The sequence below is a fragment of the Christiangramia forsetii KT0803 genome (assembly GCF_000060345.1).
GTDB classification, from domain to species: domain Bacteria; phylum Bacteroidota; class Bacteroidia; order Flavobacteriales; family Flavobacteriaceae; genus Christiangramia; species Christiangramia forsetii.
This window is the reverse complement of record NC_008571.1, coordinates 1,875,801-1,888,298: the sequence shown is the minus strand read 5'-3', so window position 1 is coordinate 1,888,298 and position 12,498 is coordinate 1,875,801. Positions and strand designations below refer to the sequence as shown.

The following is a 12,498-nucleotide window of genomic DNA, read 5'->3' as shown; positions in this document are numbered from 1 at the left end:
AAATAATCAAATAAATTAAATTTTAAAAGTCGAGAGATAAACTTATCAATCTTCGTTCCGTTGACCCATCATCATTAAAAAAGATTTTAAAAAAGCATCTATGTTACCGTTCATAACATCATCAACATTCCCTGTTTCTTCAGCGGTTCTAACATCTTTCACCAATTTATATGGGTGCATCACATAATTTCGAATTTGCGATCCCCATTCTATTTTCATCTTAGAATCTTCAATCTCTCTTCGCTGTTCCTGTTTTTTCTGAAGCTCAATCTCAAACAACTGACTTTTTAATAGTTGCATTGCTTTATTTTTGTTCTCCAATTGAGAACGCGTTTCAGAATTTTCAATGACAATTCCGGTGGGCTCGTGGCGTAAGCGTACGGCAGTTTCCACTTTGTTTACATTTTGCCCACCAGCACCAGAAGATCTCATAGTCTCCCAGCTAAGATCTGAGGGGTTAATGTCAATTTCTATGCTGTCATCTACCAGCGGATATATATAAGCCGAAGCAAATGAAGTATGTCTTTTTGCATTAGAATCAAATGGGGAAATACGTACCAGTCTATGTACACCATTCTCACCCTTTAACCAGCCAAAAGCATATTCGCCTTCAATTTCCAGCGTGACCGTTTTTATTCCGGCAACATCGCCAGCCTGATAATTGAGTTCTCGAATCTTATATTTCCGCTTTTCAGCCCACATCAAATACATTCTCATAAGCATCTCTGCCCAATCGCAACTTTCAGTTCCGCCGGCACCGGCAGTGATTTGAAGCACGGCGCTCATACTGTCACCTTCTTCAGAAAGCATGTTTTTAAACTCAAGGTCTTCTATAAGTTCTACGGCTTTATCATTTCTCTGCTGAACATCTTCAGCAGTAGCTTCATCCTCCTTATAGAAATCGTAAATCACTTCCAGGTCTTCTACCAAAGTTTCAGCCTTTTCATAATCTCCAACCCAGCTTTTTTCAGCATTGACCTCTTTCATGATCTGTTCGGCCTTTTTCGGGTCGTCCCAGAAATCAGGAGCAAAGGTCTTTTCCTCCATATTGGTTATTTCAATCTTTTTGGCATCAATGTCAAAGATACCTCCTTAACGCAACCAGGCGCTCTTTAAGATCTCTAATGTTCTCTATTGTTATCATTCATGGTTGATTTGTTGTAAAAATAGAATTAAAGGGAGTTTCGGAAAAGTATTTAACGATTATTTTATAGTTTTAGAAAGCTTTAAAAACACACTAAATGCGCACTAATCTATTTATAATTCTGGCACTCAGTATTTCACTTATTTCAAATGCCCAGTTCCTGGAAAAAAAGGAAGATCTTAAAAATTATGAAGGCTATTTCAATTTTCATTATAATGAAAAGGAAGATGAAATCTATCTGGAAGTAGATAGTCTGGATCAGGAATTTCTTTATACTCATTTTCTGACTACCGGAGTTGGATCTAATGATATCGGATTAGATAGAGGACAACTAGGTGGTACTGCGGTGGTCAAATTTCAAAAAGCGGGCAATAAACTTTTGTTGGTACAACCAAATCAGGATTACAGGGCTATAACTGAAAATAAAGCTGAAAGGGAAAGCGTTTCTGAAGCTTTCGCTCAATCTGTGTTATTCGGATTTGAGATTAAAGAGACCAAAGGGAATACTTATATAATTGATTTCACTCCCTTTCTAATGCAGGATGCACATGGAGTTTCAGATAAGCTTAAAAAAGGTGAATACGGAACTTATAAGCTGGATAAATCTAAAAGTGCCCTGGCATTAGAAAAAACCAAAGCTTTTCCTGAAAATGTGGAATTTGAAGCCTTGTTGACTTTTGAAGGGGAACCAAAAGGAAGAACGGTAAATTCCGTGGTTCCCGATTCGAAAAATATTAGTGTCACACAGCATCACTCGTTTGTGAAATTACCTGATGATAAATATGAAAAAAGGTTGTTTGATCCCAGAAGCGGTGCCATCTTTATTTCGTACATGGATTATGCTTCTCCAGTGTATGAGCCTATAAAAAAGCGTTATGCGATAAGACATCGTCTTAAAAAGAAAAATCCGGAAGCAGCTATTAGTGAGGCTGTGGAGCCAATTATTTATTATTTAGATACCGGAACTCCGGAGCCGGTTCGTTCAGCATTAATGGATGGAGCGAAGTGGTGGAATGAGGCTTACGAAGCAATTGGATATAAAAATGCGTTTCAGGTGAAAATGCTACCTGAAGATGCCGATCCTTTGGATGTACGATACAATGTGATACAGTGGGTACATCGTTCTACTCGCGGCTGGAGCTATGGTGCCAGCGTAGTAGATCCAAGAACTGGCGAAATAATCAAAGGACATGTGAGTCTTGGAAGTTTAAGAATTCGTCAGGATTTTATGATCGCACAAGCTATGATGAATAAGCCATTTGCCAATAATGATAAAAATCATGATCCCATGATGGAACTTGCCCTGGCAAGGATTCGTCAGTTATCTGCTCATGAAGTTGGACACACGATTGGTTTTGCTCATAATTTTGCTGCAAGTACTAAAGGACGTGCTTCAGTAATGGATTATCCACATCCTCAATTTGGATTAAATAATGGTGAAATTGAATTTGCAAATGCTTACGATACCGGAATAGGAGAATGGGACAAAGTAACGGTGAATTATAGTTACAGTGATATTCTTGAAGATAAAGATGAAAAGGAATATCTCAATACTATTTTAGAGGAAGCCAGAGCAGAAGGTTTAATTTTCATTACCGATTCAGATGCTCGAGCTTCAGGAGGAGCAAATGCACTGGCGCATTTATGGGACAATGGGAAGAATGCCACAGAAGAGCTCGAAGAAGTCCTGAAAATCAGAAAAAAAGCGATAGAGAATTTTTCAGTAGATAATATTAGAACTGGTGAGCCTTATTCAGTGCTGGAAGATGTGTTTGTGCCACTGTATTTCTTTCATAGATATCAAACCGAAGCGGCTGTTAAATTAATTGGCGGACTACAGTATGAATATGCGGTCAAAGGAGGTGCTAATGAAATTGTTAACCCCGTTGACGGAAAAATGCAGGAAAAGGCCTTAAAGACTCTTCTAAGAACTTTATCTGCGGAAGAACTTACCATACCTTCAGATAAATTAGAATTATTTCCTCCGCGAGCTTTTGGTTTTTCAAGAGACAGGGAATCTTTTAAAAGTAATACCGATGTTGCTTTTGATGCCTTTGGGGCTCCGGCAACTGCAGGTGAAATGACGTTAAGCTTTCTTCTTCACCCTGCGAGAGCCGAAAGACTTGTTCAGCAAAATAGTCTGAATCCAGACTTGCCAGGGCTTGAAAATGTACTGGATGAAATTATTTCAGAAACTATAAAAAGCAATGTCAAAGGAAATTATGAAGCAGCTGTTCAGAATACGATCAATTTTGTTGTTTTTAAGCATCTTTTGAATCTGGCGGTCAATAAAAAATCCACTCCATTAGTAAGAGCTATTACCAATGAAAAAATAGATGAACTGGCAGACTGGTTAAGAGGAAAAGATGCTGTGGTTTCAAAAGAAATGTACAGAAATATTAAAATATTCAGAGAAAAACCTGAAGAGTTTAAACTGGAATTAAACGTTCCAAAAATTCCTGATGGTTCGCCGATTGGAAGTTTTTAATGATTGAAAAATGAAGAGTATTAATCGAAAAATGTTGGAAAATCAGGTATTACCTTAATAGTTTAAAAAACTTGGATTATGATATTATTTTGGATAGGGATCGCTATTTTATACTGCATTATCGTCTTTTTCGTCCATAAACTTTTCTACAAGGAAGTTAGAGGTGACGAAGAGTCAAACAAAAGGGAATGGAGAATTTGGGGAATTCGCACTGCGTACTGGGAAGGAGCTTTATTGGTAAGCCTGGGAGTTATAGCTGTAATACTTTTTATAGCAAAATGGGCGAATATTTTACCTGAAATGAGTAAGTAGAAATTAACTTGAATATAGGCACTCTAAACTTTTTTTTATTCCGGTTACTGCTGCTAAGATTCCTAAAATAGGATGCAAACTTATATTGAATATGAAATTATTAGAAAAGAATCTTTAAGTTTTTACCTTAGCATTCAGTAAAAAATAATAGAATGAAAGAGATAGATCTTAGGAGTGATACGGTTACCAGACCAACCAAAGGAATGTTGCAGGCTATCATGTCTGCGGAAGTAGGGGATGATGTATATAAAGAAGATCCCACTATTAATAAGTTAGAGAAGAAACTGGCCGATATGTTCGGGAAAGATGAGGCATTGTTTTTTCCAACGGGTAGTATGGCAAACCAGGCGGCTATAAAACTTCATACGCAACCGGGAGAACAGTTGATATGTGATAAATGGGCGCATGTTTATAATTATGAAGGTGGAGGAGTTTCCTTTAACAGCGGAGTATCCTGTAAACTGGTAGATGGAGACCGCGGAATGATTACTGCAGAGCAGGTGGAAGAAAATATAAATCCGCCAGATTTTTATCATAGTCCGTTAACTACATTGGTTTGTCTTGAAAACACAACAAATAAAGGTGGGGGAGCTTGTTACGATCTGGAAGAAATAAAAGAGATTAGAAAAGTTTGTAATAAAAATGAGCTTGGATTGCATCTGGATGGCGCCAGACTTTTTAATGCCTTGGTTAAGACTGGAGAGAGTCCAAAGGATTTTGGTAAACTTTTCGACACTATTTCAGTTTGTCTTTCTAAGGGACTGGGAACTCCTATGGGATCTGTATTAATTGGCGATAGCCGACTTATGAAAAATGCCATACGAGTAAGAAAAGTTTTAGGAGGAGGAATGCGCCAGGTTGGGTTTATGGCTGCTGCCGGTATTTATGCTTTGGACAATCATATGGAAAAGCTTAAGAAAGATAATGAAAGAGCGCTGGAAATTTCTAATCTTTTAAAAAATCAAGCTTACGTTAAAAATATAGAACCTACAGAGACCAATATTGTTATTTTCTACTTGAAAGACACAGATAAAGAATCCGAATTTATGAACCAACTTTCAGAAAAGAATATCAGGATAAGCAATATGGGACAGGGGAAATTACGAATTGTGACGCACCTGGATTATTCAGAAGAAATGCATCAATATTTTTTAGAAACACTTCAAAATATAGACTTGTAGTTTAAATAAGCTTAACTAAATATTAGCAGGCCTTTAATATGGGTTGGATTCAAATTCATTTAATTTTCGGAAAAATTAGATCATGAAAAATTTAAAACCCAGACAGGAAGTTCCAGAATTAATTGTAAAAACCACTAAAGGTTTAAAATGGAACCTACGAGATAACAAACCAGATAATTTTACGATGGTAATTTTTTATCGTGGAATTCATTGTCCCGTTTGTAAAAAATACCTGGAAGAGTTAAACACGAAGATAGAAGATTTTAAAGATAAAGGAATAAATGTTATTTGTGTGAGTTCTAACAACGAAGAGCTGGCTCAAAAAACAGTGGAAGAATGGGATATTGAAAACCTCAATATTGGATATAATTTTAGTGTTGAAGATGGTAGGAAATGGGATTTATTTGTTTCAGAAGGAATAAAAGATTCAGAACCTGAGGTGTTTGTAGAACCGGCACTTTTTCTGATCAAACCAGACAATACGCTTTATTCAGCAAGTATTCAATCCATGCCTTTTGCCAGACCTAAGTTTGATGAATTGCTTAAATCTATCTCATTTGTATTGAAAGAAGATTATCCTGCCAGAGGAGAAGCATAGCTATTAAACGTTGAGAAATTAAAACAGAAAAGCCCGGAAAATTTTTCCGGGCTTTTCTGTTTTAATTTTTTCGTCACCCTGAATTTATTTCAGGGTCTCAAGTTATCTAATTGGATTCTTAGTTTTATGAGATTCTGAAACAAGTTCAGAATGACACTATTTCTGATATTTGAGGAATTACAATCAGTTTTTAGAACTATTTAGCACCAAAAATTATTTCATTAAACCGTCCATTCCAGGAATATCTGGCATTCCATCTTTCGCAGCAGCACCAATTTCAGCTTCATTGATGTTGGTAGCTTTTTCAATTGCCTTGTTCATCGTTAAAACCAGGTAATCTTCCAATTGTTCTTTATCTTCAAGAAGTTTATCGTCAATAGAAATATTCTTTACCTCTCTGTTGGCAGTAATTGTAATTTTCAGCAATCCGTCACTGGATTGTTCATCCACCAAAACGGTATCTAATCTCTTTTTAGTTGCTTCAACTTTTTCCTGGGCTTCCTTCAGTTTATTCATCATGCCCATCATATCTCCAAACATATTTTTTCAATTTAAAATTTGTGAGATCAAATTTACTAAATTACTGCATTAAACCAGTCAAAATGAAAAGACTATTCGTTATTCTATTAGGATGCGTTACATTTGCAACCGCCCAAAATAAAATTGATTTGAAAAAAGATATTCAAGCCCCCAAAGCAAAAAAGATTTCTGAAAAACTCGAAAAGCATGGAGATGTGCGTATCGACAATTATTTCTGGATGAATCAGCGCGAGGATCCTGAAGTAATCGCTTATCTGGAGGCCGAAAATGACTATAATGATAAAATGACTGCTCATACAAAAGAATTTCAGAAGAATTTATTTGATGAGATGAAAGGTCGTATAAAAGAAGATGATGAGTCGGTTCCTTATAAATTAAACGGTTACTGGTATATCACGCGGTTTGAAAAAGGTTTTGACTATCCTATTTATTCGCGGAAAAAGGAAAGTTTAGAAGCACCGGAAAAGGTCATTTTCAATGTAAATGAGATGGCTAAAGGTTTTGATTATTATAGTTTGGGAGGACTGAATGTTACTCCAGATAATAAACTCGTAGCCTTTGGAACAGATACGGTAAGCAGAAGAAAATATACGCTTAGGATTAAAAATCTTGAGACCGGAGAGATTTATGATGAAGAAATAAAGAATACTACCGGAGGTTCTACCTGGGCTAACGATAATAAAACACTTTATTATACCAAGAAAGATCCTCAGACTTTAAGATCGTTCAGAATTTACAAGCATATTTTAGGGACAAATCCTAAGGAAGATGAGTTAGTATATGAGGAAGAAGATGAGACTTTTAACACCTACGTCTATAAATCCAAATCTCGGGAATATATTATTATTGGTTCTCATAGTACCCTGACTACTGAGTATCGTTTTCTAGAAGCTGATAAACCTGAAAAAGCATTTAAAGTATTTCAGCCAAGGGTGCGTGGATTGGAATATAGTATTTCACATTTTAACGGAGACTTTTATGTGGTTACCAATAAAGATGAAGCGACCAATTTTAAGCTGATGAAAACACCGGTAGGCAATACCGGAATGGAAAACTGGATAGATGTGATTCCGCATAGAAAGGATTTTTTATTGGAAGACATAGATATTTTTAAAGAATATCTCGTAGTTAGTGAGCGAACCAATGGTCTCAATAAAATAAGAATTATTAAATGGGACGATAGCGAGGAGTTTTATATTCCTTTTGATAATGAAACTTACACAGCATTTACATCTATAAATCCAGATTTCGAAACCGATCTGTTGAGGTATACCTATAACAGTATGTCTACACCAACTTCAGTGGTTGAGTACAATATGAAAACCGGTAATAAACTTGTATTAAAAGAACAGGAAGTTGTTGGAGGAAAATTTGATAAGAATAACTATACTTCCGAAAGGCTTTGGGCAACTGCTGATGACGGAACTAAAATTCCAGTTTCCTTGGTTTACAGAAAAGGAATTAAAATGGATGGAAATAGTCCGTTGCTTCAGTACGCCTATGGTTCGTATGGTTCAACCATAGATCCATATTTCTCTACCGTTCGATTAAGTCTGCTGGATCGTGGTTTTATTTATGCCATTGCTCATATTAGGGGAGGAGAATATTTAGGTCGTGAGTGGTATGAAGATGGGAAGTTGTTTACCAAGAAAAATACTTTTACAGATTTTATTGACGTTTCAGAATTTCTGGTAAAGGAAAATTACACTTCTTCTAATCATCTTTATGCTATGGGAGGTTCTGCCGGTGGTTTGTTAATGGGGGCTATTGTTAATTTGGCTCCTAATCTTTATAACGGGGTGATTTCTGCAGTACCATTTGTAGATGTGGTTACCACGATGTTGGATGATAGTATACCGTTAACTACAGGAGAATACGATGAGTGGGGAAATCCTAATGAGAAGGAGTATTATAAGTATATAAAATCATATTCACCATATGATAATGTGTCGGCTCAGGAGTATCCAAATATGTTGGTAACAACAGGATTACATGATTCTCAGGTTCAATATTGGGAGCCGGCAAAGTGGGTCGCAAAATTAAGAGAGTTAAAGACAGATGATAATATTCTCCTATTCCATACCAATATGGATGCAGGTCATGGCGGAGCATCAGGTAGATTTGAAGCTCTAAAAGAAGTAGCCGAGGAATATGCGTTTTTACTGGATTTAGAAGGTATAAAGCAATAATTAAAAAATTTGCCTTAAATTTGACCGGTCTTAATAAGTACTGCTTTTTAAGACCTTTTGTAAAACGAACTTCGATTTATGAGAGAAGACTTGAAAGTTTATGACAATGTACTGCAACTAGTAGGTAATACTCCTCTAGTACATTTAAATAAAATAACCAGTGGTTATAAGGGACAATTTTTTGCTAAAATTGAAGCCTTTAATCCTGGACATTCATCTAAAGATAGAATAGCCCTCCATATTATAGAAGAAGCTGAAAGAAAAGGCCTTCTAAAACCTGGTGATACGATCATTGAAACTACTTCTGGAAATACCGGATTTAGTATTGCAATGGTAAGTTGTATTAAAGGCTATGAATGTATTTTGGCAGTTAGTTCGAAATCATCGAAAGACAAGATCGATATGCTGAAAACGATGGGAGCAAAGGTACACGTTTGTCCTGCAAATGTTCCTGCCGATGATCCACGTTCTTACTACGAAGTTGCGAAGAGACTTCATAAGGAAAAAGAAGGATCAGTTTATATCAATCAATATTTTAATGAGTTGAATATAGATGCTCATTTTCAAACGACCGGTCCTGAAATATGGAAACAAACTGAAGGAAAAATAACACACTTAGTGGCCTGTAGCGGAACTGGAGGAACGATCTCCGGTACTGCAAGGTTCCTTAAAGAGCAAAATCCTAATATTAAAATTCTTGGAATTGATGCTTTTGGTTCAGTTTTAAAGAAATATCACGAAACCCGCGAATTCGATAAAGAGGAAATATATCCTTATAGAATAGAAGGTCTTGGGAAAAACCTAATTCCAACTGCTACAGATTTTGAGGTAATCGATACCTTCACTAAAGTTTCTGATGAGGACGCTGCGCATACTGCGAGAGAAATAGCAAGAACTGAAGGCCTCTTTGTTGGTTATACCAGTGGAGCGGCTATGCAGGGGTTAAAACAATATAATGAAGAAGGGGAGTTTGATGAAAATTCTAATGTTGTAATTATTTTTCCAGATCATGGATCTCGCTATATGAGTAAGATTTACAGTGATGATTGGATGAATGAGCAGGGTTTTTTCGATGCAGAGCACGAAAATGTTTCGCAATCTATTGAAGTGATCAAATAAGTCTTTATTAACACTTATTAACAAAAGCATCCTATTCTTTGTAGGATGTTTTTGTTTTTATTAGATTTCGATGTTTATAATTTACTTTGTACAATTGAGCCAAATTTCAGTATTTTTGCGGCTCGTCTAAAAAATGACCGATGAAGGATTTATTTGATAAAATTTACAAAGACAAGGGACCGCTAGGTAAATGGGCTGAGCAGGCAGAAGGATACTTCGTTTTTCCAAAACTGGAAGGGCCAATTTCAAACCGTATGAAATTTCGCGGTAAGGATGTAATTACATGGAGTATCAACGATTACCTGGGACTTGCCAATAATCCTGAAGTTCGTAAAGTAGATGCTGAGGCAGCAGCCGAATATGGCTCTGCGTATCCTATGGGCGCTAGAATGATGAGTGGTCATACAGATCTGCATGAGAAATTACAGGATGAACTTGCTTCTTTTGTAAATAAACAATCCGCATATTTATTGAATTTTGGATATCAGGGAATGGTTTCTACCATTGATGCTTTGGTATCTAAACAGGATGTTATTGTTTATGATGTAGATGCACATGCCTGTATTATAGATGGAGTTAGATTGCATTTAGGTCAGAGGTTTACCTATAAGCATAACGATATGGAAAGTATCGAAAAGAACCTTAAAAGAGCAACTAAAATTGCTGAACAAACCGGTGGCGGTATTCTTCTTATTTCAGAAGGTGTTTTCGGAATGCGTGGAGAGCAGGGAAGACTTAAGGAAATTGTTGAGCTTAAAAAGAAATATAACTTTAGATTATTTGTAGATGATGCTCATGGTTTTGGAACACTTGGTAAAACAGGTGCCGGAGCAGGAGAGGAGCAGGGAGTTCAGGATGAAATAGATGTTTATTTCGCCACTTTCGCAAAATCTCTGGCTAGTACGGGAGCATTTATTGCAAGTGATAAAGAGATCATAGATTATTTAAAATATAACCTGAGATCACAAATGTTCGCTAAATCTCTGCAAATGCAGTTGGTAGTGGGAGCATTAAAGCGTTTGGACATGCTTAGAACCATGCCGGAACTTAAGGAAAAGCTCTGGGAGAATGTAAATGCACTTCAAAACGGATTGAAAGAGAATGGGTTTGATATTGGAACTACACAAAGTTGTGTTACTCCAGTATATCTTAAAGGAAGTATTCCTGAAGCAATGGCACTAGTGAAAGATCTTCGTGAGAATCATGGAGTTTTCTGTTCTATAGTGGTATATCCAGTGATTCCTAAGGGCTTAATTCTTTTGCGCATGATTCCAACTGCTACACATACCCTTCAGGATATAGAAGAAACACTTACGGCCTTTTCTGCTATTAGAGAACGTCTTGAAAATGGAACTTATAAAAGACTTTCAGCATCTGTTGAAGCTGCAATGTCTAATAAATAAGAAGTTTTAGAAGAAGCTGTTTAAAAAGTTTTACCATCGGGTCATTGCGAGGGACGAAGCAATCTGCAAATTGCTAGCAATCAAGTAATAGATCACTTCACTTCGTTCGTAATAACTTTGGATCAAACTTTTTAAACAGCTTCTTTTCTATTTAATTACTTGGCTCATTCCCATCACCATTTTCATCTTCACCAGTAGTATCATCTAACCTTTTCTTACTTCTCTGTCTTCTTTTATTTCCTTCGTTAGATTCTTCCAGGAATTCATCAACCTTGTGTAAATCTAATCTATATGAAATTCCTCCGGCAACCTGCCACCTTGAAGGTGTATCTTTGAAATTTATAAGTCCAGAAACGTCAAATTGAAGATTTTCACCAACTAAATAAGCAGCTCCTGCACGAGCAATATCATCTGCATAAATATCGCTTTTTATCCCCTGGTATTCACCAAAGAGAGCAAAATTTGGGGTTACTGTATGGGTTACTGTAGCGATACCGGCATAACTTCTAAAATCTTCTGTTAGTTTATCGGCGATTAGATTCAAGACTAAGACCCATCGTCCCCAGTTATTCTGAGTGATAATTGCTGCTTTTGGGCTGAATTTTCCTTCTCCGGGATATAAATATGGATTATCCCCAAATGAAAAGTTGGCGCCGGCATAAATCGAAACTGCCGGAATAAGTGTTTTCCATTTGAATTGCTGATTGGCTTTCCAGCTATAAAGATTAGGTTTATCCTCTCCCAGACTCACATAAGGATCAAAAATCAGATATTTTGCACCTATTGTATTCGATTTGAAATTTCGAAGAGTAGCTTCTCCGGTAGTTCCAAGAAAGTTTCTGGTGATATCTTGATTTTCGAATGATCCTGAAATATTCAATTCCAGTCTTTCAAAAAGAAGACCGTAGCGTAATTGATAATCAATACCCCAAATATCGGTGTCTGTTCCCAGACCGGTATGATCATCATTTCCAAAGTAAGGCCCAGTCTCAAATTGTAGTACATTAGTACCTACGCTGAAAGCACCCTGAGATTGTCCGGGTCTATTAGAATTAATAGTTTCAGTATATTGGGCGTGAAGACTGGTAGTTGCTATAATTAGTAAAAAGCTAAATATGGCTGATTTACGCATAGTTATTCGGGTTGATTCTTTCAAAGATATAAGATTTATTATAATTTTATAACCGAAGCGTCTCTGTTTCTGGAGGCTTATTTTTATTTTTGTCAAAAGATTAAAAATGTTGGAAGCATCATTATCTGGAGTATTAAAAACGGTACTCATCGTTTTGTTAGTATACTTTGGTTTAAAAATATTATTCAAATTTTTCGGCTCGCTTATTCTGAAATATTTTATGAAAAAGATGGGGCGTAAATTTGAAAAGCAGTTCAATCAGCAATTTGGGGGTGCACAACCATCTCAGGAGAAAAAAGGGAAAACGAGTATAGATAAAAAACCAAAAGCCGGCAAGGGCTCTAATAAAAATGTTGGTGAATATATCGATTACGAAGAAATTGATTAATTTC

At 36.4% G+C, this 12,498-nt stretch carries 11 protein-coding genes; 8 read left to right on the top strand and 3 right to left on the bottom strand.

Going from position 1 to position 12,498, the window contains the following annotated elements:
* Nucleotides 1-45: 45 nt before the first annotated feature.
* Nucleotides 46-1,144, bottom strand: a protein-coding gene (gene prfB, locus GFO_RS08455) for a peptide chain release factor 2 (protein WP_148264607.1) whose coding sequence is annotated in 2 segments (ribosomal slippage) — nt 46-1,080 and nt 1,082-1,144 — 1,098 coding nt in all. Because the reading frame shifts where the segments join, the coding sequence is not laid out codon by codon here.
* A gap of 97 nt (nt 1,145-1,241) precedes the next feature.
* On the opposite strand from prfB, the gene GFO_RS08450 reads away from it, so the two are divergent.
* From GFO_RS08450 to GFO_RS08435, 4 genes are all read left to right on the top strand, one after another.
* On the top strand, nt 1,242-3,632 hold the full coding sequence (locus GFO_RS08450; RefSeq protein ID WP_011709679.1) for a zinc-dependent metalloprotease: 2,391 nt from the start codon (nt 1,242-1,244) through the stop codon (nt 3,630-3,632).
* Nucleotides 3,633-3,710: 78 nt separating this feature from the next.
* A complete protein-coding gene (locus GFO_RS08445) occupies nt 3,711-3,944 on the top strand; it encodes a hypothetical protein (RefSeq protein WP_011709678.1) in 234 nt (77 codons plus the stop codon).
* A gap of 152 nt (nt 3,945-4,096) precedes the next feature.
* Nucleotides 4,097-5,125, top strand: coding sequence for a threonine aldolase family protein (locus GFO_RS08440; RefSeq protein ID WP_011709677.1), 1,029 nt, complete (start codon nt 4,097-4,099; stop codon nt 5,123-5,125).
* 82 nt (nt 5,126-5,207) lie between these two features.
* A complete protein-coding gene (locus GFO_RS08435; RefSeq protein WP_011709676.1) occupies nt 5,208-5,723 on the top strand; it encodes a redoxin domain-containing protein in 516 nt (171 codons plus the stop codon).
* Between the two features lie 213 nt (nt 5,724-5,936).
* On the opposite strand, the gene GFO_RS08430 is transcribed toward GFO_RS08435, so the two are convergent.
* Nucleotides 5,937-6,263: a YbaB/EbfC family nucleoid-associated protein gene (locus GFO_RS08430; RefSeq protein ID WP_011709674.1), complete on the bottom strand. Its 327-nt coding sequence runs from the start codon at nt 6,261-6,263 to the stop codon at nt 5,937-5,939.
* 62 nt (nt 6,264-6,325) lie between these two features.
* Between GFO_RS08430 and GFO_RS08425 the strand changes: the two genes are divergently transcribed.
* The 3 genes from GFO_RS08425 to capB all read left to right on the top strand — a co-directional run bounded on the left by GFO_RS08425 (nt 6,326) and on the right by capB (nt 10,974).
* Nucleotides 6,326-8,452, top strand: a complete 2,127-nt coding sequence (locus GFO_RS08425; RefSeq protein WP_011709673.1) for a S9 family peptidase — start codon at nt 6,326-6,328, stop codon at nt 8,450-8,452.
* Nucleotides 8,453-8,530: 78 nt separating this feature from the next.
* Nucleotides 8,531-9,571, top strand: a complete 1,041-nt coding sequence (gene capA, locus GFO_RS08420) for a cysteate synthase (RefSeq protein ID WP_011709672.1) — start codon at nt 8,531-8,533, stop codon at nt 9,569-9,571.
* Between the two features lie 140 nt (nt 9,572-9,711).
* Nucleotides 9,712-10,974, top strand: a complete 1,263-nt coding sequence (capB, locus tag GFO_RS08415; protein ID WP_011709671.1) for a cysteate-C-fatty acyltransferase — start codon at nt 9,712-9,714, stop codon at nt 10,972-10,974.
* Between the two features lie 151 nt (nt 10,975-11,125).
* On the opposite strand, the gene GFO_RS08410 is transcribed toward capB, so the two are convergent.
* Complete coding sequence (locus tag GFO_RS08410; protein ID WP_041250313.1) at nt 11,126-12,106, bottom strand: transporter; 981 nt, start codon at nt 12,104-12,106, stop codon at nt 11,126-11,128.
* A gap of 106 nt (nt 12,107-12,212) precedes the next feature.
* On the opposite strand from GFO_RS08410, the gene GFO_RS08405 reads away from it, so the two are divergent.
* The gene (locus GFO_RS08405) at nt 12,213-12,494 is read left to right on the top strand and encodes a DUF4834 family protein (RefSeq protein ID WP_041250062.1); all 282 of its coding nucleotides are present in this window, start codon (nt 12,213-12,215) and stop codon (nt 12,492-12,494) included.
* Nucleotides 12,495-12,498: the final 4 nt, after the last annotated feature.

Excerpts from the sequence above, each read along its gene's own strand:
- GFO_RS08450 (WP_011709679.1), top strand. The coding sequence starts at position 1,242 with ATGCGCACTAATCTATTTATAATTCTGGCACTCAGTATTTCACTTATT.
- GFO_RS08445 (WP_011709678.1), top strand. The coding sequence starts at position 3,711 with ATGATATTATTTTGGATAGGGATCGCTATTTTATACTGCATTATCGTC.
- GFO_RS08440 (WP_011709677.1), top strand. The coding sequence starts at position 4,097 with ATGAAAGAGATAGATCTTAGGAGTGATACGGTTACCAGACCAACCAAA.
- GFO_RS08435 (WP_011709676.1), top strand. The coding sequence starts at position 5,208 with ATGAAAAATTTAAAACCCAGACAGGAAGTTCCAGAATTAATTGTAAAA.
- GFO_RS08430 (WP_011709674.1), bottom strand. The coding sequence starts at position 6,263 with ATGTTTGGAGATATGATGGGCATGATGAATAAACTGAAGGAAGCCCAG.
- GFO_RS08425 (WP_011709673.1), top strand. The coding sequence starts at position 6,326 with ATGAAAAGACTATTCGTTATTCTATTAGGATGCGTTACATTTGCAACC.
- capA (WP_011709672.1), top strand. The coding sequence starts at position 8,531 with ATGAGAGAAGACTTGAAAGTTTATGACAATGTACTGCAACTAGTAGGT.
- capB (WP_011709671.1), top strand. The coding sequence starts at position 9,712 with ATGAAGGATTTATTTGATAAAATTTACAAAGACAAGGGACCGCTAGGT.
- GFO_RS08410 (WP_041250313.1), bottom strand. The coding sequence starts at position 12,106 with ATGCGTAAATCAGCCATATTTAGCTTTTTACTAATTATAGCAACTACC.
- GFO_RS08405 (WP_041250062.1), top strand. The coding sequence starts at position 12,213 with ATGTTGGAAGCATCATTATCTGGAGTATTAAAAACGGTACTCATCGTT.